Source organism: Maritalea sp. S77 (assembly GCF_049801075.1).
GTDB lineage: Bacteria > Pseudomonadota > Alphaproteobacteria > Rhizobiales > Devosiaceae > Maritalea.
Genome location: NZ_JBNAGG010000005.1, coordinates 76,805 through 97,312, shown reverse-complemented (window position 1 = coordinate 97,312; position 20,508 = coordinate 76,805). Strand labels below are relative to the sequence as shown.

Annotated in this window: 22 protein-coding genes; 18 read left to right on the top strand and 4 right to left on the bottom strand. The window is 50.3% G+C overall.

Annotation, left to right across the window (positions count from 1 at the left end):
* A complete protein-coding gene (locus tag ACP15Y_RS15100; RefSeq protein ID WP_424983940.1) occupies window positions 1-657 on the top strand; it encodes a glutathione S-transferase family protein in 657 nt (218 codons plus the stop codon).
* Between the two features lie 42 nt (window positions 658-699).
* Here the strand turns inward: ACP15Y_RS15100 and ACP15Y_RS15095 are convergent, their stop codons facing one another.
* Window positions 700-1,509: an undecaprenyl-diphosphate phosphatase gene (locus ACP15Y_RS15095; protein WP_424983939.1), complete on the bottom strand. Its 810-nt coding sequence runs from the start codon at window positions 1,507-1,509 to the stop codon at window positions 700-702.
* A gap of 138 nt (window positions 1,510-1,647) precedes the next feature.
* On the opposite strand from ACP15Y_RS15095, the gene ACP15Y_RS15090 reads away from it, so the two are divergent.
* The 3 genes from ACP15Y_RS15090 to ACP15Y_RS15080 are packed head-to-tail and all read left to right on the top strand — an operon-like array spanning window position 1,648 to window position 4,313.
* The gene (locus ACP15Y_RS15090; RefSeq protein ID WP_424983938.1) at window positions 1,648-2,325 is read left to right on the top strand and encodes a glutathione S-transferase family protein; all 678 of its coding nucleotides are present in this window, start codon (window positions 1,648-1,650) and stop codon (window positions 2,323-2,325) included.
* A gap of 3 nt (window positions 2,326-2,328) precedes the next feature.
* Window positions 2,329-3,462 (top strand): tRNA epoxyqueuosine(34) reductase QueG, encoded by a 1,134-nt coding sequence (gene queG / locus ACP15Y_RS15085; RefSeq protein WP_424983937.1) that lies wholly within the window; start codon window positions 2,329-2,331, stop codon window positions 3,460-3,462.
* Window positions 3,459-4,313, top strand: coding sequence for an SDR family oxidoreductase (locus ACP15Y_RS15080; protein ID WP_424983936.1), 855 nt, complete (start codon window positions 3,459-3,461; stop codon window positions 4,311-4,313). Before queG ends, ACP15Y_RS15080 begins: the two co-directional genes overlap by 4 nt.
* On the opposite strand, the gene ACP15Y_RS15075 is transcribed toward ACP15Y_RS15080, so the two are convergent.
* Window positions 4,288-5,061 carry an alpha/beta hydrolase gene (locus tag ACP15Y_RS15075; protein WP_424983935.1) on the bottom strand — a complete coding sequence of 258 codons (774 nt, stop codon included), beginning with the start codon at window positions 5,059-5,061 and terminating at the stop codon, window positions 4,288-4,290. The two genes, ACP15Y_RS15080 and ACP15Y_RS15075, sit on opposite strands and share 26 nt — an antisense overlap.
* A 139-nt stretch (window positions 5,062-5,200) precedes the next feature.
* On the opposite strand from ACP15Y_RS15075, the gene infC reads away from it, so the two are divergent.
* From infC to ACP15Y_RS15005, 14 genes are all read left to right on the top strand, one after another.
* Window positions 5,201-5,746, top strand: coding sequence for a translation initiation factor IF-3 (gene infC / locus ACP15Y_RS15070; protein WP_424984028.1), 546 nt, complete (start codon window positions 5,201-5,203; stop codon window positions 5,744-5,746).
* 69 nt (window positions 5,747-5,815) lie between these two features.
* Window positions 5,816-6,241 carry a response regulator transcription factor gene (locus ACP15Y_RS15065; RefSeq protein WP_424983934.1) on the top strand — a complete coding sequence of 142 codons (426 nt, stop codon included), beginning with the start codon at window positions 5,816-5,818 and terminating at the stop codon, window positions 6,239-6,241.
* Between the two features lie 84 nt (window positions 6,242-6,325).
* Complete coding sequence (locus ACP15Y_RS15060) at window positions 6,326-6,868, top strand: DUF4199 domain-containing protein (protein WP_424983933.1); 543 nt, start codon at window positions 6,326-6,328, stop codon at window positions 6,866-6,868.
* 1 nt (window position 6,869) lies between these two features.
* Complete coding sequence (locus tag ACP15Y_RS15055; RefSeq protein WP_424983932.1) at window positions 6,870-7,205, top strand: VOC family protein; 336 nt, start codon at window positions 6,870-6,872, stop codon at window positions 7,203-7,205.
* A gap of 168 nt (window positions 7,206-7,373) precedes the next feature.
* Window positions 7,374-7,571, top strand: coding sequence for a 50S ribosomal protein L35 (rpmI, locus tag ACP15Y_RS15050; protein ID WP_236112880.1), 198 nt, complete (start codon window positions 7,374-7,376; stop codon window positions 7,569-7,571).
* 26 nt (window positions 7,572-7,597) lie between these two features.
* On the top strand, window positions 7,598-7,999 hold the full coding sequence (gene rplT / locus ACP15Y_RS15045) for a 50S ribosomal protein L20 (protein WP_424983930.1): 402 nt from the start codon (window positions 7,598-7,600) through the stop codon (window positions 7,997-7,999).
* 148 nt (window positions 8,000-8,147) lie between these two features.
* On the top strand, window positions 8,148-9,251 hold the full coding sequence (gene pheS / locus ACP15Y_RS15040) for a phenylalanine--tRNA ligase subunit alpha (RefSeq protein WP_424983929.1): 1,104 nt from the start codon (window positions 8,148-8,150) through the stop codon (window positions 9,249-9,251).
* A gap of 2 nt (window positions 9,252-9,253) precedes the next feature.
* The gene (locus ACP15Y_RS15035) at window positions 9,254-10,264 is read left to right on the top strand and encodes an ASCH domain-containing protein (protein WP_424984027.1); all 1,011 of its coding nucleotides are present in this window, start codon (window positions 9,254-9,256) and stop codon (window positions 10,262-10,264) included.
* 5 nt (window positions 10,265-10,269) lie between these two features.
* Window positions 10,270-12,696, top strand: a complete 2,427-nt coding sequence (pheT, locus tag ACP15Y_RS15030; RefSeq protein WP_424983928.1) for a phenylalanine--tRNA ligase subunit beta — start codon at window positions 10,270-10,272, stop codon at window positions 12,694-12,696.
* Window positions 12,697-12,700: 4 nt separating this feature from the next.
* Window positions 12,701-13,912 carry a hypothetical protein gene (locus tag ACP15Y_RS15025; RefSeq protein WP_424983927.1) on the top strand — a complete coding sequence of 404 codons (1,212 nt, stop codon included), beginning with the start codon at window positions 12,701-12,703 and terminating at the stop codon, window positions 13,910-13,912.
* The gene (locus tag ACP15Y_RS15020; RefSeq protein ID WP_424983925.1) at window positions 13,912-15,108 is read left to right on the top strand and encodes a hypothetical protein; all 1,197 of its coding nucleotides are present in this window, start codon (window positions 13,912-13,914) and stop codon (window positions 15,106-15,108) included. The genes ACP15Y_RS15025 and ACP15Y_RS15020 overlap by 1 nt, the downstream gene beginning before the upstream one ends.
* 1 nt (window position 15,109) lies before the next feature.
* The gene (locus tag ACP15Y_RS15015; RefSeq protein WP_424983924.1) at window positions 15,110-16,273 is read left to right on the top strand and encodes a hypothetical protein; all 1,164 of its coding nucleotides are present in this window, start codon (window positions 15,110-15,112) and stop codon (window positions 16,271-16,273) included.
* 93 nt (window positions 16,274-16,366) lie between these two features.
* Complete coding sequence (locus ACP15Y_RS15010) at window positions 16,367-17,890, top strand: fumarate hydratase (protein ID WP_424983923.1); 1,524 nt, start codon at window positions 16,367-16,369, stop codon at window positions 17,888-17,890.
* On the top strand, window positions 17,890-18,366 hold the full coding sequence (locus ACP15Y_RS15005; RefSeq protein ID WP_424983922.1) for a GNAT family N-acetyltransferase: 477 nt from the start codon (window positions 17,890-17,892) through the stop codon (window positions 18,364-18,366). The genes ACP15Y_RS15010 and ACP15Y_RS15005 overlap by 1 nt, the downstream gene beginning before the upstream one ends.
* Here the strand turns inward: ACP15Y_RS15005 and ACP15Y_RS15000 are convergent.
* A complete protein-coding gene (locus ACP15Y_RS15000; protein ID WP_424983921.1) occupies window positions 18,356-19,306 on the bottom strand; it encodes a hypothetical protein in 951 nt (316 codons plus the stop codon). The genes ACP15Y_RS15005 and ACP15Y_RS15000 overlap by 11 nt on opposite strands.
* Window positions 19,307-19,402: 96 nt before the next feature.
* The gene (locus ACP15Y_RS14995) at window positions 19,403-20,440 is read right to left on the bottom strand and encodes an aldo/keto reductase (RefSeq protein ID WP_424983920.1); all 1,038 of its coding nucleotides are present in this window, start codon (window positions 20,438-20,440) and stop codon (window positions 19,403-19,405) included.
* Window positions 20,441-20,508: the final 68 nt, after the last annotated feature.

The following is a 20,508-nucleotide window of genomic DNA, read 5'->3' as shown; positions in this document are numbered from 1 at the left end:
ATGTCTTTGAAACTGGTCAGTCATTATCTTTGTCCCTATGTGCAGCGCGCCATCATCGCCCTCAGCGAAAAGCAGGTGCCGTTTGAAAGGGAATATATCGACCTTGGCAATAAGCCCGACTGGTTCGTGAAAAAGTCGCCGCTCGGCAAAACGCCACTCTTGCTGGCAGATGATGCCGCAATTTTTGAGTCCGCAGTGATTGTTGAATATTTGGAGGATACCCAGCAAAACCCATTGCATCCGCGCGACGCGCTGGAGCGTGCCCAACATCGCGCGTGGGTGGAGTATGGATCATCCATTCTCAACGATATCGCCGGGCTATATAGCGCAAAGGATAAAGCGAGCTTTGATCTGCACGTCACAAAGATCAAAGATAAGTTTGCGCGGTTGGAGCCGATATTGAATGGGGGACCATTTTTTGCGGGCGATAAGTTCAGCGTTGTGGATGCCGCATTCGGGCCCATTTTCCGCTATTTTGATGTTTTTGATGTCATTGAAGATTTCGGTTTTTTTACCGGATTGCCAAAAATATCAGCGTGGCGCGCAGCGCTAACAGAACGTCCCTCAGTGATGAACGCTGTGGCGCCAGAATATCCGACGCAACTGCGGAGCTTTTTGAAGAAGCGTGAGAGTTATATCTCAACCAAAATCCACTGAGTAGAAGCGGCGGTGAAGCCGCCGCTTTTCATTCGATTGGATTTAGAACTGCACCACAAAAATCAAACCCAATATCCCGGCAATAATGCGCCACCAGCCAAACACAGAGAAGCCGAATTTGGAGACAAAATCGAGCAAATAGCGCACCACAATGGCCCCCACAATAAAGGCGGCGGCGAAACCAACAGCGATATTCAAGCCCGCATCAAAGGTGATCACATCAATGTTCTTATAAAGATCATATGCGAACGCCCCCGTCATGATCGGGAGGGCAATAAAGAAGGTGAATTCCGCAGCGGATCGCTTGTCTGTCCCCATGAGCATAGAGCCAACAATGGTCGCACCTGAGCGGGAAACGCCGGGCACCAAAGCCAACATTTGAAAAATGCCAATGCCGAAACAAAGCTTGAGCGGATATTCATAAATATCATCATATTTCGGCTCGAGCTTTAGACGATCCACGACGATCAAAATGATGCCACCTGTGATCAACATGATGCAGATAATCAATGGCGCATTATAGAGTACCGACTTGATATAGCCGTGTAGCAACACCCCGGCCAATGCGGCAGGCACGGAGGCAAGCAACACGCCAGCCGCGAATCGCAGCGCATATTTTTCGCCTTTGAAGAAATCGCGCACCAATTGCAGCAATTTGGCGAAATAGATGGTGATGATCGCCAAGATCGCGCCGAGCTGGATCAAGACTTCGAATGTACGGCCCGGATTGGTGAAACCCAGCCATTCCCCCAGCAACAAAATGTGGGCTGTGGATGAAACGGGCAAAAATTCGGTTAGCCCTTCAACAATGCCTAGGATAAGGGGCACAAAAATGCCTTGATCGGGGTTCATGAAATCTCCTACTGCGATGCTTTTTGGGGAACAAATTAAGCTTCTTGTCCTTATCTTGCCTTAACGCATTTCTTTTCTTTGGCCAATCGCATAAAATCGGCGCAGATTTGGCCCTGCGCTAATATGAAGAGGTTGTTCGTGTCTGCACCAACATTGCTGCATTATGTTTTGGACCCATATTCGAGGCTCATTCGCTTAATGTGCGCGGAATATGGTTTTGATGTGGAATTGAAAGATGTCAAACCCTGGCGACGCGAAGAAGAATTCTTAGCCATCAACCCAGCTGCTGAAACACCCGTTTTACAAGCCGAGGGCAAGTTATCCATCGTCGGCATTTCGGCGGTGATGATGTTTATCGAAGAAAACACAGAAACCGGCCTGCCGCTTTTGCCAAACAATCTGGTTGATCGCGCAGAAACACGTCGCTTGCTTGATTGGGCCTTGTTCAAATTTTCCGATGATGTGTCGCGCTACATTGTTGAAGAGAAGTTTGTCAAAAACGATATGAAGGGCCAAACGCCAGACACAAATGTGCTGCGCGTGGCGCGCCTTAATCGGGCAGAACATTTGAGCTATTTTGACTATCTGTTATCCACCCGCAAATGGTTGGCGGGTGAGGAGCTGACTTTGGCCGATTTTGCATTGGCCGCACAGATTTCTAGCCTAGATTACCTTTCAGAAATGCCATGGGATGATTTCCCTGAAGTCAAAGAATGGTATCAACGCCTCAAATCCCGCCCGGCCTTCCGCACCTTGCTGACGGACCGCGTTTTGGGGATGCCTGCGTCCAAATCCTATGCGGATTTAGACTTTTAAGCCGTGTCCCTGTCGCCAGATAAATTGCGCCAAACCATAGAAGCCCGTGCCTGCGATTTGGGCTTTGTGGCTTTTGGCATTGGCGATGCAACTGGCCACCCAGATGCACCGGAGAGGCTGAGCGAAGCTTTGGCGCAAGATTTTCACGGCGACATGCATTGGCTGAAAGATACAATCGATCGTCGCGCCACACCAAAACATATGTGGCCAGAGGCCAAATCAGCGATTGTGTTGGGCTACAATTACGGGCCGGATCAAAATCCGCTGGAGCAATTGGACGACATGGAAAACGGCCTCATCTCCGTTTATGCCCGCCATCGCGATTATCACGACATCATCAAAGGCAAGCTGAAAGAAATTGCAGGCCTCTTGGCACGGCAAGGCGATTGCGAAGTGAAAGTGTTTGTTGACACGGCACCGCTGATGGAAAAGCCGCTTGGGGAGCAAGCGGGCATTGGCTGGCAAGGCAAACACACGGTTTTGGTGAGCCGCGACCATGGGTGCTGGTTGTTTCTAGGCACAATCCTCACTGATTATGCTTTTGAGCCGGACCAGCCGGGCAAAGACCGGTGCGGCAATTGCCGCCGCTGTTTAGAGGTGTGCCCCACCAACGCATTTCCTGCACCTTATCAATTGGATGCACGACGCTGCATTGCCTATCTCACCAATGAATATAAGGGCGTTATTCCAGTGGAGTTTCGCAAACCCATCGGCAATCGCATCTATGGCTGCGATGATTGCTTGGCGGTGTGCCCGTGGAATAAATTTGCCTCCGTCGCGCGAGATGAAAAACTGCACAGCCGCGATGAATTGCGCTCACCAGAGTTGGTGGAACTGGCTACCTTTGATGATGCGGCGTTCCGCGCCTTCTTCAAGGGCTCACCCATTAAGCGCTTGGGGCGCGATGCCTTTATCCGCAATGTGTTGATTGCCTTGGGCAATGCACCCAACAAACCTGATATTGTGGCTGCAATTGAGGCGTTGCTGACTGATCAAAGTCCGTTGGTGCGCGCCTCTGCGGTTTGGGCCATGGATCAACATTGTGAACAAACAGCGTTTGACCAACTGCGCCAAGCGCATTATGCCGCTGAGCAAGAGCAAATTGTACGCGCAGAATGGGACCGGACCGCACAATGAAAATGTTTATTTTTGGCTTGGGCTATTCCGGGCAATATATCGCCAAAGGCTTTGACGGCGACGTGGTGGGCACCACGCGTTCAGCCGAAAAGAAAGACGCGCTGGAAGCGGAAGGCTTCACTGTTGAACTGTTCGATGGGAAAATGACCGACGCCGTAGCGGCTCACTTGGCAACCACCACCCATCTGGTGATTTCTGCTAGCCCATCGGAAAAGGGTGACCCCGTTTTGCCTGCGCTGGGTGATCTAAAAAAGAGCTGCCCCAATTTGAAATGGGTCGGCTATCTGTCCACTGTTGGTGTTTATGGCGACTTTGATGGCGCTTGGATTTCTGAAGCGACGCAGCCTGCCCCCGTGTCCAAGCGCGGCCAGTGGAGGGTGACGGCAGAACAGGCTTGGGCGGAAGCATGTCGTGCCGCCAGAATCGACTTCGCCATTTTCCGCTTGGCGGGCATTTATGGCCCCGGTCGTTCAACCTTTGAAAAATTGAAGCAGGGCAAATCGCGCCGCATCTTCAAGCCGGGCCAAGTGTTTAACCGCATCCATGTGGTGGATATTGCCCAGATCTTAAATGCTGCTGCACTCAAGCAGGCGACGGGCGTGTTTAATGGGGCAGACGATGAGCCTGCACCGCCGCAAATTGTGATCGAACATGCTGCACAACTGGCCAGTTTGCCTCTGCCACCAGAAGAGCCGTTTGAAACCGCCGAAATGACGCCAATGGCGCGGTCCTTCTATGGCGACAATAAGCGTTGCGGCAATGCGCGGCTTTCAAAAGAGCTTGGCATTAAGCTGAAATTCCCGACTTATCGCGAAGGCTTGGAAGCTATTCTGACGCAAATGAGCGGATAATCTTTTGCATGAGGGCCAAATCCTCGGGGCGGCTCAGTCGATGGTCGCCATCCGGCACCAGCGTAAAGCGTGCATCATCATGCAGAAAATGGCGATAGATTTCTTGCGCATGGGCGAGTGGGACATCCGGGTCTTCCCCACCATGAATAATGTGCACTGGTGCGCCTGTTTTCAGCGGTTGATCCAACAAAGAATGCGCGTTGCCATCTTCAACCAAATCTTTGGTGTAAATATACGGCCCGTCGCCATAGCGGCTTTCGCGCAGCAACTCGCCCTCCGTTTCCAATTTGGTAAAATCTTCCGGCGCAAACCGGTGTGGCAATAGGCGCTTAGTAAAGTCCACACCCGGTGCGATCAACACCAACGCTTTGGCGGGTGGCTGGCCCTGCTCAAGCAGATATCGATTGAGCAACAAGGCAATCCATGCGCCCATAGACGAACCGACCAGTATTTGCGGCCCTTCCGCGAATTTCTCGTAAACCGCGATGGCATCTGAAAGCCAACTGGAAATGGTTTGATCACGAAAGTCGCCGCTGGATTGACCATGGGCGGCATAATCAAATCGCGTGGTGGAAAGACTCAATTCTTGTCCCAGCGCTTCCATAGCCTCGGCCTTGCCGCCGCACATATTGGACATAAACCCACCTAACCAGAAGAGCCCCGGTTCGTCGCCCGGCTTGTGGATGACCGCCAATTTGTGGCTAGAGCGGTGATTTTGATGTTCAATCCAATGGGTTGGTTGCTGCATTTGCTTTTCTTTTGGAACCGAGCGCACTATTTTTTCGTTTCGTAGCGAATCTTTTGGTCAAGGTGTTGACTTTGAGCGCATTTGACCAGATTTTATGCCTCGCAACTAATATCTTTTGTCAAAAGAAGGAATTGACACCATTCGTCGTCCACAAAGACCTGTACAACCCCAAAAAGATGGTCCCCGTTCAAATCGGGAAATTAATGTTCCAGAAGTTCAGCTCATTGATGCCGAAGGTGAAAACCGCGGTGTGGTGAACACGCGCGATGCCATGACCATGGCGCAAGACGCGGGCCTGGATCTGGTTGAAATTTCGCCTAACGCGAAACCGCCTGTTTGTAAGATTTTGGACTTGGGTAAATATAAATACCAAGCACAAAAGAAAGCAGCCGAAGCACGCAAAAAGCAAAAAGTTATCGACGTCAAAGAAATCAAAATGCGTCCGAATACGGACACGCATGACTTTGAGGTCAAGATGCGCAACATCGTCAAGTTTTTGGAAGGCGGTGATAAGGTTAAGGTCACCATGCGCTTCCGTGGACGTGAAATGGCGCACCAGGAATTGGGACTGCAGCTTTTGAATCAAGTTCGCGAGCGCGTTCAAGAGATTTCAAAAGTCGAAGCCAAGCCAAAAACTGAAGGTCGCCAGATGATCATGATCTTGGCCCCGACAGCAACCAAATAGGCTTTGACGATATAATCGTGTTTGAAGGGCGCCTTTTGAGGGGCCCTTTTCTTTTTAATGGACCAAGCGATGCGCGGAACGATTTTAAGATATGGTGGATTGCTGGCGCTGTTCCTCATCTTATTGGAATTTTTGCGCCGCACATCATACGCCTATTTTTGGCCAAGTGCGCTTTATCCTAGCCTGATCGCATTAATCTTTTTGGTGCTGGGTGCACTTGGTGTGTGGTTTTGGGCGCGACCCAAATTCGGCACACCCGCACCCGAGGTCCCGGTGCGTGACGAGCAGCGCATAGCCGAAATTGGCCTGACAGAACGCGAGACTGACGTGCTGATTTTTCTGGTGCATGGCTACACCAACAAGCAAATTGCAGCGCAGCTAAAGGTGGCGCCATCCACCATCAAAACCCACGTAAAAAACATCTTCCTCAAGCTGGATGTCGCCAACCGCACCGAGGCGGCAAGCGAAGCGCGTGCCCTTGGATTGATTGAATAAATGCCCGCTTCCTCCTTTTGGGGGAGGACAATTACACCTGTTTCGGTCAAGATGATGAGATCAATAAGCAGGTTGGGGGACAATATGCAATCAATCATCAAATGGGGTGCCATTGTCGGCGCAGTGATGACGCTGTTTATGCTCGGATCGTACATTATGGTCGCGGGCAATCAGGCGCAGAATATGGGCATGGCCGAAGTGGCAGGCTATGTGGGCATGATCGCCGCATTGGCGATCATTCTTTTTGCCATGCACCAGCACTTTAAAGAGCGGGCGGATAGGCCGAGCCTGTGGCAACGCATAATTTTTGGCATTGGCATTGCCTTCACCGCAGGCGTGATCTTCGCCCTTTGCGATGTGGTCTATACCTTTATGATCAATCCCGGCTTTATGGATGCCTATTTCCAATATTACATCAGCACCCTGCCTGTGCAGGAGGGGCCAGAATATGAGCGCATGGTGGACGAAGCCATGGCGCAGCGCGAAATGTTTGCTCAGCCCGTCATGGTCTTTTTGGTGATGGCCGCTACCGTGTGGATGATCGGCTTGGTCGTCTCTGTGCTGGGCGGGCTGGGGCATTATTTCTGGACAAAATCAAAACACAACAACCAACCCGTGGGAGGGTAAAATGAACCTAGGACGTTTTTCCGTAAGCTTGACCGTGAAGGACATTGAGGTCTCAAAGCAGTTTTATCAAAATCTCGGCTTTGAAATTGTGGCCGGTGACCAGGCGCAAAACTGGCTGGTGCTGCAAAATGGCGACGCCAAAATCGGCTTGTTTCAAGGCATGTTCGATCAAAACATCATGACGTTTAATCCCACAGATATTGGCCCCATCCACAAAAAACTGGACGAATTGGGCGTCGACTATTCACGCCAAATGGGCGGCGAAGATTATCCCAAAATGGCCATGTTCAAAGATCCGGATGGCAACGATATTCTAATCGACCAACACGACACCTAAAAACCATTGAAAGATAAGCCAACAAAGACTTGCAATTTTGCCTTTGTGCTCTTATAACCCACGAGTTCAAGCGGATCGTCCGGCCTGACAAGGGTATGCCGTGTCGATCCAAAATGCTTAAAACCGCCAAATCCCACCGGGGAGGAGGCAACAAGAAGGAAAAGCAAAATGCCCAAGCTTAAGACAAAGTCTGGCGCTAAAAAGCGCTTCAAAGTGACTGGCACTGGCAAAGTCATGGCAGCAGCAGCAGGCAAACGCCACCGTTTGATCAGCCACAACGGTAAATATATCCGTCAAAACCGTGGCACGAGCGCAATGTGTGATCAAGATGCGCGTACGATCAAAAAATTCCTGCCTTACGCCTAATATTCTGACTTTTAAGGACTAAATCCATGTCACGTGTAAAAAGAGGCGCAACGAGCCACGCCCGTCATAAAAAAGTGCTCAAATCAGCCAAAGGTTATTATGGCCGTCGCAAAAATACCATCCGCGTTGCTAAGCAGGCGGTTGAAAAAGCGGGTCAGTACGCATATCGCGACCGTAAGGCGAAAAAACGTAATTTCCGTGCTTTGTGGATCCAGCGGATTAACGCTGCTGTTCGTGAACACGGCTTGACATATGGTCGATTTATCGACGGCCTCAGCAAAGCTGAGGTTGCGGTTGACCGTAAAGTATTGGCTGACTTGGCTGTACGTGAGCCAGAAAGCTTCAAAGCGCTGGTTGAAACTGCCAAAAACGCGCTCGGTTACCTTAAGGATGTTGACGCAACAACCCACGCTCGGGTTGCCAGCTAAGCATTCCTCGCCTTATCTTTTCTGAGGCCGAAATTAAAGCCTTGCGCCACCCTCCATTTTGGGGCTGGTGCAAGGCTTTCTGCGTTTGTATGGTGCGCAAAACTTTTGCTGGATAAAAAAGAATAAACGGGACAAGGGGTCCGATAAAATGGTTGATACCAAGGCGCTGGATGCGCTCAAATCTGAAATCCTGACCGCTGTTGAAAATGCGGCTGACCTGAAAGAGCTGGACGCGGTGCGCGTGGGCGCTTTGGGCAAAAAGGGTTCCATTTCTGAACAGCTAAAAGGCTTGGGCAAAATGACCCCCGAAGAGCGGCAAGTGGCAGGCCCCGCGCTCAACGGATTGAAAACCGAAGTGGCAGCGCAAATTGATGCGAAAGCCGAAGATTTGGAAAATGCCGCTTTGGAAGCCAAACTGGCCTCAGAGAAAGTGGACATCACTTTGCCTCTGCAAAAGGGCCCAATGCAACGCGGCTCGATCCACCCAATCAGCCAGACCATTGATGAAATCACTGCCATCTTTTCCGACATGGGTTTTGCCATTGCCGAAGGGCCGGACATTGAAAGCGATTATTACAACTTCACCGCGCTGAACTTCCCCGAAGGTCACCCAGCGCGGGAAATGCACGACACCTTTTTCATGAAGCAGGACGAAGGCGAAGGCAGCAATCAGGGCAAGATGGTGCTGCGCACGCACACGTCGCCAGTGCAAATCCGCACCATGGAAACCCAAGAGCCGCCAATCCGCATCGTGATTCCGGGGCGCACCTATCGTTGCGACAGCGACCAAACCCACACGCCCATGTTCCACCAGTTGGAAGGCTTGGTGATCGATAAATCATCTCATATCGGCCAGTTGCGCTGGGTGCTGGAAGAGTTTTTGACCGCCTTCTTTGAAGTTGATCACGTCAAAACCCGCTTCCGCCCGTCTTTCTTCCCGTTCACGGAACCGTCCATGGAAGTGGATGTGCAGTGCGACCGCTCTGGCAACGAAGTGAAAATTGGTGAGGGCAGTGACTGGATGGAAATTCTGGGCTGCGGCATGGTGCACCCCAATGTGATCCGCAATTGCGGCCTCGACCCAGATGTCTATCAAGGCTTTGCCTGGGGAATGGGCATCGACCGGATTGCCATGCTGAAATATGGCATGCCTGACCTGCGCGATTTCTTCGGCGCGGATCAACGCTGGCTTGACCATTATGGATTCCGTCCACTGGATCTGCCGACCCTGTTTGGAGGATTGTCTTCGTGACCATGCCCGTCAGCGATATGGATGAAATCTATATCGTGACCGACATTGAAAGCGATGGCCCCAGCCCGCTGCGCAACTCTATGATGAGCTTTGCCAGTGTGGCGATGAATCGACGCGGCCAATTTTTGGGCGAGTTTCAAGCTGTGCTTGAGCCGCGCAAAGACCGGGTGCCCGATCCCAAAACCATGGAATGGTGGAAAAGCGAACCTGAAGCCTACAAGGCCGCGACGGAAAATGCCCAATCACCTGAGAAGGTGATGAAGGAATATGCGGCTTGGGTGAAGGGCTTTGAAGGTCGCAAAGTTTTCGCCGCTGCGCCGCTCATCTTTGATGGCATATTTGTCGATCATTATCTTGATCTATATACACGCTCGCGGGTTTTTTCCGGCCCGACCCACAGCCAGGTAATTTTCAGCGGCGGCTGCGCCGACATCTATACCATGGCAGGAATTTTGTCGGGCGAACATCACGCTGATTGGACTACCCGCCGGGTGCCGGACAGTTGGATCGGTTTTCAGCCTCACAGCCACTACGCGATTGATGATGCACGCGGTTATGCGCATATGCTCAAGCGCTTTTTCATCGTTTCCAGCCTGCCGCAGCATTTGCGCCAATTGGAAATTTCCGAATTTGGCGACAGCGAAGCGCTGTGCAATGAGCTGGTGGGCCTAATCGTAGAGGGCAAAAAGACCGCGACCTGCGGTGCGTTGGCTCACTATGAAGCCGACGGTGAACCTTTGCCGCAAGTGGGGCAGCGCTATATCGTGCCCAATTGGGACGGGGTGCCCCAATGCATCATTGAAACCACATCTGTTGAGGTGAAACGCTTTGACGAGGTGGATGAAGATTTTGCCCGCGCTGAAGGCGAGGGCGATCTGAGCTATCAATATTGGCATGATGGCCACAAAGACTATTTCACCCGCAATGGCGGGTTTGCGCCTGAAATGAAACTTGTTTGCGAACGCTTCAAACTGATTGAGGTGTTGGCAGATCAAACGACGACAAAAGAGTAAAACCGATGAAATTCACAATTGACTGGCTAAAAGATCATCTGGAGACCACGGCGTCGAATGATGAGATCATTGAAACCCTCACCCAGATCGGGCTTGAGGTGGAAGAGGTTGAAGATCAGGCAAAGACCCTTGCGGATTTTACGGTTTGCGAAGTGATTTCAGCTGAAAAGCACCCTAATGCCGATAAGCTGCGCGTATGCATGGTCAATACGGGCAAAGGCGAGCCTGTCAAAGTTGTGTGCGGTGCCCCAAACGCCCGCACCGGCATGAAAGGCGTTTTCGCCTCGTCCGGCACTTACATTCCGGGCACAGATTTTGTGCTCAGCAAAGGCGTGATCCGCGGCGAGGAAAGCAACGGCATGTTGTGCTCCGAGCGCGAATTGCTGCTTTCTGACGATCATGACGGCATTATCGATTTGCCCGCTGATGCACCTGTCGGTGAGCGCTATGTGGATTATGCCAAGCTGAACGATGTGGTCGTCGATATCGCCATCACCCCAAACCGGGGCGATTGCACCGGCATTTATGGCGTGGCTCGCGACTTGGCCGCCGCTGGCATTGGAGAGCTGAAAGACGGCACCGTGCAGCCAGTGCCCGCCACGCTGGACGGCAAAGGCGACATTTCGGTTGAGTTCCGCTTTGGCGAAGGCGAACCGCAAGCTTGTAAGCAATTTGCCGGGCGCTTGTTCAAAAATGTGAAAAATGGCCCGTCACCAGAATGGCTGCAACAGCGCTTGATCGCCATTGGCCTACGTCCGATTAACGCCTTGGCCGACATCACTAACTATGTGTCCTATGATCGCGGCCGTCCGCTGCATGCCTATGATGCGGACAAGGTCAACGGGCAATTCCACGCGCGGAATGCCAAAAAGGGCGAAGAAATTCTGGCTCTTGATGGAAAAACCTATGCGCTTGATGAAACCATGTGCATCTTGGCCGACGATAATGGCCCGCTTTGTATTGGCGGCATTATGGGCGGCGAAGAAAGCGGCTGTACGGAAGAGACCACCAGCCTGTTTCTCGAAAGCGCATGGTGGGAGCCAATCGAAATCGCCCAAACGGGCCGCAAAACTGGCATCAACTCAGATGCGCGCTACCGCTTGGAGCGTCATGTTGATCCAGAATTGACTTTGCCTGGGTTGGAGTTGGCCACAAAACTTATTCAAGAGATTTGCGGCGGCGAAGTGCATGAAATCACCGTGACAGGCGACGTGCAGCCAGAAGAAAAAGTGATTGATTTCCCGCTGGCCGAGATCACACGCTTGACCGGCCTCAAAGTGCCTTTTGCTGAAGTCAAAGCCGTGTTGACCCGTTTGGGCTTCTGGGTTGCTGGTTCTGGCGATGTGGTGAAGGTGGCTGTGCCCTCTTACCGCCCGGACATTGAAGGCAAAGCCGATTTGGTGGAAGAAGTGATGCGCATTGTCGGCGTCGACAATGTGCCGGTGGATCCATTGCCACGCCTGACCAGCGTCGCACCAAAAATGCTCACCACTATCCAAAACCGTCGCCGCATTGCCCGTCGTGCCTTGGCCGCACGCGGTTATAATGAAGCGGTGACATGGTCCTTCATTTCTGAAAAGGAAGCGGTCGCGTTTGGCGGTGGTCAAGATGAGCTGAAGCTTGAAAACCCGATTAGCGCCGAATTGAGCGATATGCGCCCATCATTGCTGCCGGGCTTGCTGGCGGCAGTAAACCGCAACACCAATCGCGGCACAGCGGACCTGTCTTTGTTTGAAGTTGGGCAGGTGTTTAAATCCGCGGCACCCGATGGCCAATCCAGTTTCGCTGCTGGCGTGCGCGCAGGCTTGGATACCCATGGTCAGGTGGGTCGCGACTGGCAAGGCAAGGCGCAAAAGCCCGACGTTTTTGAAGCAAAAGCTGATTTGTTCGAGACATTGGCGCAATTGGGCGTGGATCCAAACAATTTGCAAATCGTTGCAGAACCTGCTGACTGGTCTCACCCAGGGCGCGGTGGTCGTGTGCAATTGGGGCCTAAAAACATCATTGGCTGGTTCGGTGAACTGCATCCAAAATTGATCAAGGAATTGGATTTGCCAAAATCCATCGCAGCGTTTGAGCTAAATTTGGATGCCATTCCACAGCCGCGGACAAAAGCAACCAAAACCAAGCCACCGCTAACCTTGTTTGATCTGCAAACCGTTAAGCGTGACTTCGCATTTGTTGCAGACAGCAATGTGGAAGCAGGAAAACTGCTAAAAGCTGCCGGCTCTGCCGACAAAAAACTGATCTCCAATGTCAGCCTATTCGACGTGTTTGAAGGCGGCAATTTGGGCGAAGGGAAAAAATCTTTGGCCATTGAAGTTACCATTCAACCCAAAGACAAAACCCTCACCGACGAAGAGATCGACGCGATCAGCCAAAAAGTGGTGGCCGCCGTGCAAAAGGCCACCAAGGCCGAATTGCGGGGTTAGGAACATGGTTGGCGATTTAAATTCAGTCTTCTTGCCAGAAGATAGCAAAATTCTTCGCCAACCCATTTCACCCGAAATCCCGCGCTCTGATCAGTTCATGGCTGAATTCGATCAGCGCGGGATATTCTATAGCGTCTTCCGCGACATCTCTGGCAAACGGGTCTGGTTTCTTGGGCCAGAGTTGATGAATCTAAAAGCTGAAGTGTTGCCTATCTGGGTTGAAGGCAATCGATCGGGAAGAAGAAAAAAGCTCCGATTCATCAAAAATAATCATGCGATTGTTGGCTACGCCAATCTGCCGGAAACTGATGATGAAGCAAAAGTGGAAATTGCTGGTCACACGCTAAATGTGGGGATCGGTGAAAATTTCAGCGAAGCAAATAGCGGCAGCCGAATTGTTTATTGCATTAGCAAAGACAATGATTTGAAGTGGATCGCGGATTGGGCCCACTTTTATGTCAAAGAGCACGCCGCTGATACTTTTGTCATTTTCGACAACAATTCCACTGCATATACAACACAAGACATCGAATCTGCATTAAACGAGGTGCCAGGCGTTAAGCGCGCTATTGCGATCAATTGGCCGTTCAAGTTTGGCGTTCTTGATCCAGTTGCACAAAGTCAACATCAGCGATGTCAAATCCTATTTGCACAGCGCGTCGCGCACATGGAACTCTTCCTGAGATACGGGATGTTCGCAAATTCCATTCTGAATGTTGATATCGACGAACTGGTTGTCTCAACAGAACGAAATTCAATTTTTGAAGTTGTTGAAAGGCGTTTTTTTGGATGCCTAAAGTTCGAACGTTATTTGGTTGAAAATGTGCGCGAACCCCAAATAACAAATGATCTACCATCCTTCCGCGAATTTTATTTCAGAAACAAGAATCATTTGTCTCGGCAAGACCAATACAAGAAATGGATTATAGCACCTTCAAAGCTCAGGCGGATAAGCAAGGCGCCAATCTTATGGACACATCGAATTTACGGAGTGATAAATCCCTATCCAGTTGCAAAGGAATTCAAATGTTACCACTTTGCCGGTATCACATGCGATTGGCGTAAAAATGACGACATGGCCATCACACGGGAGTGGCAACACGAGCGAAACAATCGAGTAATTTTTGACAACAACTTGCATGTGAAAGATGTCTTTTTGGAAAGAGTTCTTCGTGATGTGTTTCTTGTCGACAAGAAAGAGGTCAAGGTGAGCTGATGGCGAACATCATAACTCCCAATTCAGTTTTTCTAGATGCGCGTGGTTCTTTAGAAAGACAACCGCTGCAACCTAAACTTCAACGCCCGAAAGCATTTTGGCAGGGTTTCGATCAATTTGGTCTATTCTATGATGTTTTTAGAGATGTTTGCGGCAAGACTGTTTGGTTCGTGGGGCCACAACAGCAAAACTTGGCTAGTAGTTTAGAGCAAGCCTATATTGTGGGAGAGCAGTCAGGCATCAAATCCAAATTGAGTTTTGTGAAATCTCGGACAGCTTGTGTTGCATATGTAGAACTGCCGGAAGTTGACAAATTCCTGACGCTACAGATTGCGGATCAAAGTATTACGACCCAAATTGGATCTAATCTAAGCAACAAATTTGAGGATAAAAAGGTTGTTTTTTGTATTAACAATAACAACAATCTAGAGTGGATTGCCAATTGGGCGAAGTTTTACCACGTTGAACACGGTGCCAATGCTGTTGTTGTATATGATAACAAATCAAATTCTTATTCACATCAAGATATTTCGAATATTTTGCAAAATGTCGCTGGCATTGAACAGACGGCTGTTGTCGATTGGCCCTTCCATTTTGGCGTAATGGATAAGGTGGGACAAGATCATGGCGAGAGCGGTTATGTGCGTTTCGCTCAGCCTGTCATGTATATGTCTCTATATCTAAGATTGGCCTCACTCGCACATTCTATGTTGAACGTTGACGTCGACGAGTTAGTCCTATCATCAAAAGGGCGCTCAATTTTTGAAGTGACGAAAAAACGGTTTTTCGGTTGTTCAAAATTTCAACGGTTTCTAGTCGAAAACGTTCTTCTTCCTAATGTGAATGAGAAGGATCAGATAAACTTCAACGATTTTGCCTTTCGCAATATGCATAAGCTAGGCGCACAGGATCATATGAAAAAGTGGGCTATGGCGCCAAGAAAAGTTCGCCCCAAGAACAAAATTGCTTTGCCAAACACACACTGGATAGAGGGGGTGTGGAACCCTTATCCCGTAGCACGAGATTTTAAATGTTATCATTTCGCTGGCATAAACACTGGCTGGCGGGCGAAAACACAGAAAGGTGAGCGAGCGGAGTGGCAGCATAAGCGGCATATTACAGAGCCCTATGACCCGAAGAAGCACGTGAAGGATGAGTTTTTGGCCAAGAAGCTGAACGAGATATTTGGACAATAATATGAATAGGCCGTCATGTGGGTTTCTGGTGGAAATTGAGAAGAAGACACAGGAAGAAGTGTGCTTTTCAACAATTCGATTGGGTGCTGATCGTTCTGTTCAACGTTTGCCGAAAAATCCAAAGCGAGAGCGGCCACAAAAGTTCTTAGAAAGCTTTGATTTCACAACGCTTTATTATGACTGTTTTTGGGATGAAGCAGTGCGTAATGTTTTGTGCGTCGGTCCCACCCCAACAAATCTAAAAGCGCACTACAAGAAGGCGACATACAAGGCGTTGCCCTCGGGCAAAATTGTAAAAGCAAAACATTTCTTTTCGCTGACGGTGATGACCACACAGCTAAAAGACGTGCCGGAGGACACTGTTGAAATTGAGATGCAACTCGCCGGTGAAGTGTATTCAATGAACGTCCAGGCTAATAGCTGTGCGCAACTCGAAGGTGAAAATTTAATGTTCACCTTGTCGAAAAATAATGATCTGAACTGGATTAAGTTTTGGGCGGACTATCATGTGCGGCATCAAAAAGTGACCAGCATTATCCTGTTCGACAATGGCTCAGATCAATATGAAATCGGCGATTTGGTTGAGACGTTGCAATCCGTCAAAGGGCTGCAAAAGGTGCTGGTGGTGAGCATGCCATATCCATATTGCGCGAAAGATGAAATTCTCAAGGTAAACCCCTATTGGGCGCACTTCTTGCAGATCGCGTTGATGACAATTGTGCTGCGCCGATTTGGCATGAAAGCCAAATCCATCCTCAATCTTGATGTTGACGAACTTGCCAACAGCAACGGTGCCGCCGATGTGTTCACGCTCGCAGAACGATCGAGCCTTGGCATTTTGGCCATGAAAGGCATTTGGGTCGAGCCGATAGCCGAGGGAAATTTGGGGGATCATCGGGATTTCACTTCAGTCGCGAAAGATGAAAAGCGCAACTATTGCTATGCAGGGAAATGGGCAATCGACCCGAAGCGAAAATGGTTCAAGAAGCTGAAGGTGTTCCCTTATATGCACTGGATTGAGAACCGCGCGCAATTGGGACGGCGTTATGTGGAGGGCGTGCATTTCTGGCACTTCAAGGGCATCAACACCAATTGGAAGCTCAATCGGGCAAAACCGATGGAATTTGACCCTGAAATTCACGAAAAGCGAGATATAGTCTTTTAGCGCGATGTGCGTTTTAACCCTTGGTCTAGTTGCAAAATCGACCAACTCATGGGAGAAGACTTTCAGTCGTTTAACCTTTGTCGCGAGGGACTTATGCCTGCCATCAAAAAAGAAGATTTCATCCAGTCGATCACCGACGCGTTTCAGTTTATCTCTTATTATCATCCGCTCGATTATGTCGAAGCGGTGGCTAAGGCATATGAGAAGGAAGAAAATCCTGCGGCCAAAGATGCTATTGCGCAGATTTTGACCAATTCACGCATGTGCGCCGAAGGACATCGCCCCATCTGTCAGGATACAGGCATTGCAGTTGTGTTTCTGAAAATCGGTATGGATGTGCGTTGGGATAGCGACATGTCGGTTGAGGATATGGTCAACCAAGGCGTGCGCCAAGCTTACGCGGAAACAGACAGCAACTTGCTGCGCGCGTCACTATTGCTTGACCCCGCAGGCGCTCGGAAAAACTCTGGCGACAATACCCCAGCGGTAATCCACTATGAAATGGTGGCCGGTGACAAGGTGGACGTGACCGTGGCGGCCAAAGGTGGCGGCTCTGAAAACAAGGCCAAGCTGGCCATGTTGAACCCAAGCGATGATATTGTGGAATGGGTTTTGAAAACTGTACCAACCCTCGGCGCGGGCTGGTGCCCCCCAGGCGTGTTGGGCATTGGCATTGGCGGCACGCCGGAAAAGGCAATGTATCTGGCTAAAAAGTCATTGATGGCGCCAGTCGATATTCAAGATTTGATTGCCCGTGGTCCAAACTCTACAGCAGAAGAATTGCGGCTTGAACTTTATGAAAAGGTCAATGCCCTCGGCATTGGCGCACAAGGCCTTGGCGGCCTGACGACAGTGGTCGACGTGAAAGTGTTGGACATGCCAACTCATGCCGCCTCAAAGCCTGTGGGCATGGCACCAAACTGCGCCGCAAACCGACACGTACATTTTGAACTGGACGGCACAGGCCCGGCTGACCTGACACCACCACCGCTCAGCGCATGGCCAGATATTGGTTGGAAACCATCTACGGGCGCAAAACGTGTAGATTTGGATACGCTTACGCCAGAAGAAGTGGCCACATGGAAACAGGGCGACCGCCTGTTGCTCAATGGCAAAATCTTGACGGGGCGCGACGCGGCGCACAAACGCATTCAGTCGCTCTATGAAAGCGGCGAAGGCTTGCCAGAAGGCGTCGATTTCACCAACCGTGCCATCTATTATGTGGGGCCAGTTGATCCGGTTTCCGGCGAAGCTGTTGGCCCTGCAGGTCCAACAACCGCCACCCGCATGGACAAATTCACTGAAATGATGCTGGAAAAAACCGGTCTGATCGCAATGATCGGCAAAGCCGAGCGCGGCCCCGTGGCGCGTGATGCCATTGCCAAGCATAAGGCCGCCTATTTGATGGCCACTGGTGGTGCAGCGTATCTTATTTCCAAAGCCATTCGCTCTTCACGCGTTGTGGCTTTTGAAGAATTGGGCATGGAAGCCATTTATGAATTTGAGGTGGAAAATATGCCCGTGACGGTGGCCGTGGATTCCACCGGGCAAAGCGTGCACGAAATCGCACCGGCGATTTGGCGCAAAAAGATTGGCAAATTGCCAGAGCCTGCATAATGGACCTGCCCAAAGGCTACCGACTGCGCGCGGTGCGTGAAAGCGATCTTGATCTGATTTGCGCACAGCGCGAATTGATGTTTTCGGACGCTGGCACGCGCACCCGCAAAAGCCTTGAGAAAATGACGGCCTATTTCCGCCCTTGGCTGCAGGAGCGGTTGGGCGATGGCCGCTATTTCGGCTTTATTGTTGAACGCGATGGTGAAGCTGTTGCCGGCATCGGCCAATGGCTTATCGATTGGGCGCCGCACTTCCATCATGAGGAAGAAGCGCATCGCGGCTATATCGCCAATGTCTATGTCGACCCCAATCACCGTGGCAAGGGCATCGCCAAATTTCTGGTGAGCTGCGCAGAGCAAGAGTTTAAAGCACGGGGCGTCTCCACCATGGTGCTCCACGCCTCACAAAAGGCCGAGCCGATTTATGAAAGCCTTGGGTGGGATCAAACCAGCGAGATGATGAAAATCAACGATTAGACGCCACGTTCTGTGGCGAGAGATTCTCCGCACTGAAAACGCCCTCGCATCTCTCAAAGTCTCGCCGCCATTGCTTCGCATCCTCACTATCAAAATCCGGGTGCGCCATGAGGACTTCCATCAAGCGCACTTTGTTTTGCATAATGGGTGCCTTAAAACGTTCAGCAAAATCAACGGCAAGTGATCCATCTTTATGTCTGAGAATTTCGTTCTCGCCATAATAATGGATGAAGTGGAAATACTCGAATAGCTCTGCAAAATCCTCGGCTAAATTGGTGGTTCCATAAAGCGTTGGCTTGTCTGTTTGCAAAAGATAGGCGTAAAAGGCGCGGAAATCCTCTTCTATCCAATCAGTCCATTCAACTTTATGGCGGATTTGATCAATGAGCTTTCTCACCCTTTTCGGTGGAACGATGTAGTTCGCCTTGGAGCATTGATAGGCGTGATCGCCCAGAAATTTAAATTCGAAATGGTGGGCCAATTCGTGGAGAAGTAAGTTTCTGAGAAGTGCTTTCTCAGTTGATTTATCGTCAAGGCGGCGAGGGGCGCCGCTTGCATCGATGATAGTGAGTTGACCATCGCCAATGGAGTACTTTCCAAACTTTGATGATAGGTCCTCGAAATAGCGCGAGTAGTGATCGGCAACAATTCTCACGACCCCAAGCTCGCCAATATTTTTATAGTCCCCTATCTGGGTTCCTCGAATATTCTTTACAATTCTAATGTGATAAATATCGCAAAATAGCTTTTGCGCCAGCGGCGAGCTTTCTTCAGCAATCTCAACAATCATGTTTTGAGTTTTTGGAGAGGCTGGCGCCGTGCAATAGGCCGTATTGCCAAAGCAAATCTTCTCCCGAAGTTCTTCGGTGCAATCGAGTGCATAACTTGTTGTTGAAAAGGCAAAATAGACCGCAATTGCGGCGATAAAAAATTTTGGCATCAGGCAATCCTTAAAAAATATAGGGATCACGCTGACGCCAAAGTTTGGTTCAAATGTGACGTGAATTCTTCACGTATTGACTAGCTTAATAAAGCCTTAACGCAACCAGCCTTCTGGCTGCGGGTGCAGGTTCATCAATCCACCTTCTGAGGCCTTGTCGATGGCGGTGATTTCGTCGTCGCTTAGGTCCAGATTGTCGAGTGCGCCCAGATTATCTTTGAGCTGCTCGAGCGTACGCACGCCGATCAATGCGGATGTCATTTCTGTGCGACGCAAGGCCCACGCCAAGGCCAATTGCACCAAAGTTTGGCCGCGTGATTTCGCGATTTCGTTGAGGCGATCTGCTGCGTCGATCACGCCCATTTCAAGATGGGAAGCGGCAACGGAGGATGATTTTTCAGAGGCGCGGGTGTTTTCGCCTTTGCCTTTTGAATATTTGCCGCTCAACACGCCTTGCGCCAAAGGCGAGAAGGCAATGCAGCCCACGCCCAATTCGCCCAATGCGTCCAAGGTGCCATCATCTTCTATCCAACGATTGAGGATGGAATAGGACGGTTGGTGAATGGTGAGGGGCACACCCATTTCTTTCAAAATGCGGTGAGCTTCAATGGTTTGCTCACGCGGATAAGAAGAAACGCCGACATAAAGGGCCTTGCCTTGATGATAAAGCGAGGCGAGGGCGCCCATTGTTTCTTCCAATGGTGTTTCTGGATCAAAGCGGTGCGAATAGAAAATGTCGAAATAATCGACATTGCAACGCTTCAGGCTTTGGTCACAGCTGGCGATGAGATATTTGCGCGACCCAAATTCGCCATAAGGGCCAGGCCACATTTCGTAGCCCGCTTTGGAAGAGATGATCATCTCATCACGATAGGGCTTAAAGTCATGCAGCATCATTTGACCAAACAACTCTTCAGAAGAGCCAGGAGGCGGGCCGTAATTGTTGGCCAGGTCGAAATGGGTGACACCTTGATCAAAGGCATAAGCCAAAATCTCAAGGGCGGTTGGATAATCGCGCGTGCCGCCAAAATTTTGCCAAAGGCCAAGGCTGATGGCGGGAAGCTTTAGTCCGGAACGGCCAGAACGGCGATATTCCATTTTGTCATAGCGAGAAGCTGATGCGCTAAAGGGCATAGGGACCTCATTTATGTATGTAATTTGTCACGGCAGGACAATTAGGATGACATAGATCAATGGGAATT

Excerpts from the sequence above, each read along its gene's own strand:
- ACP15Y_RS15015 (WP_424983924.1), top strand. The coding sequence starts at position 15,110 with ATGAATAGGCCGTCATGTGGGTTTCTGGTGGAAATTGAGAAGAAGACA.
- ACP15Y_RS15100 (WP_424983940.1), top strand. The coding sequence starts at position 1 with ATGTCTTTGAAACTGGTCAGTCATTATCTTTGTCCCTATGTGCAGCGC.
- ACP15Y_RS15095 (WP_424983939.1), bottom strand. The coding sequence starts at position 1,509 with ATGAACCCCGATCAAGGCATTTTTGTGCCCCTTATCCTAGGCATTGTT.
- ACP15Y_RS15000 (WP_424983921.1), bottom strand. The coding sequence starts at position 19,306 with ATGCCAAAATTTTTTATCGCCGCAATTGCGGTCTATTTTGCCTTTTCA.
- pheT (WP_424983928.1), top strand. The coding sequence starts at position 10,270 with ATGAAATTCACAATTGACTGGCTAAAAGATCATCTGGAGACCACGGCG.
- pheS (WP_424983929.1), top strand. The coding sequence starts at position 8,148 with ATGGTTGATACCAAGGCGCTGGATGCGCTCAAATCTGAAATCCTGACC.
- ACP15Y_RS15010 (WP_424983923.1), top strand. The coding sequence starts at position 16,367 with ATGCCTGCCATCAAAAAAGAAGATTTCATCCAGTCGATCACCGACGCG.
- ACP15Y_RS15025 (WP_424983927.1), top strand. The coding sequence starts at position 12,701 with ATGGTTGGCGATTTAAATTCAGTCTTCTTGCCAGAAGATAGCAAAATT.
- ACP15Y_RS15065 (WP_424983934.1), top strand. The coding sequence starts at position 5,816 with ATGCGCGGAACGATTTTAAGATATGGTGGATTGCTGGCGCTGTTCCTC.
- rpmI (WP_236112880.1), top strand. The coding sequence starts at position 7,374 with ATGCCCAAGCTTAAGACAAAGTCTGGCGCTAAAAAGCGCTTCAAAGTG.
- ACP15Y_RS15005 (WP_424983922.1), top strand. The coding sequence starts at position 17,890 with ATGGACCTGCCCAAAGGCTACCGACTGCGCGCGGTGCGTGAAAGCGAT.
- ACP15Y_RS15075 (WP_424983935.1), bottom strand. The coding sequence starts at position 5,061 with ATGCAGCAACCAACCCATTGGATTGAACATCAAAATCACCGCTCTAGC.
- ACP15Y_RS15035 (WP_424984027.1), top strand. The coding sequence starts at position 9,254 with ATGCCCGTCAGCGATATGGATGAAATCTATATCGTGACCGACATTGAA.
- ACP15Y_RS15060 (WP_424983933.1), top strand. The coding sequence starts at position 6,326 with ATGCAATCAATCATCAAATGGGGTGCCATTGTCGGCGCAGTGATGACG.
- rplT (WP_424983930.1), top strand. The coding sequence starts at position 7,598 with ATGTCACGTGTAAAAAGAGGCGCAACGAGCCACGCCCGTCATAAAAAA.
- ACP15Y_RS15020 (WP_424983925.1), top strand. The coding sequence starts at position 13,912 with ATGGCGAACATCATAACTCCCAATTCAGTTTTTCTAGATGCGCGTGGT.
- ACP15Y_RS14995 (WP_424983920.1), bottom strand. The coding sequence starts at position 20,440 with ATGCCCTTTAGCGCATCAGCTTCTCGCTATGACAAAATGGAATATCGC.
- ACP15Y_RS15055 (WP_424983932.1), top strand. The coding sequence starts at position 6,870 with ATGAACCTAGGACGTTTTTCCGTAAGCTTGACCGTGAAGGACATTGAG.
- ACP15Y_RS15080 (WP_424983936.1), top strand. The coding sequence starts at position 3,459 with ATGAAAATGTTTATTTTTGGCTTGGGCTATTCCGGGCAATATATCGCC.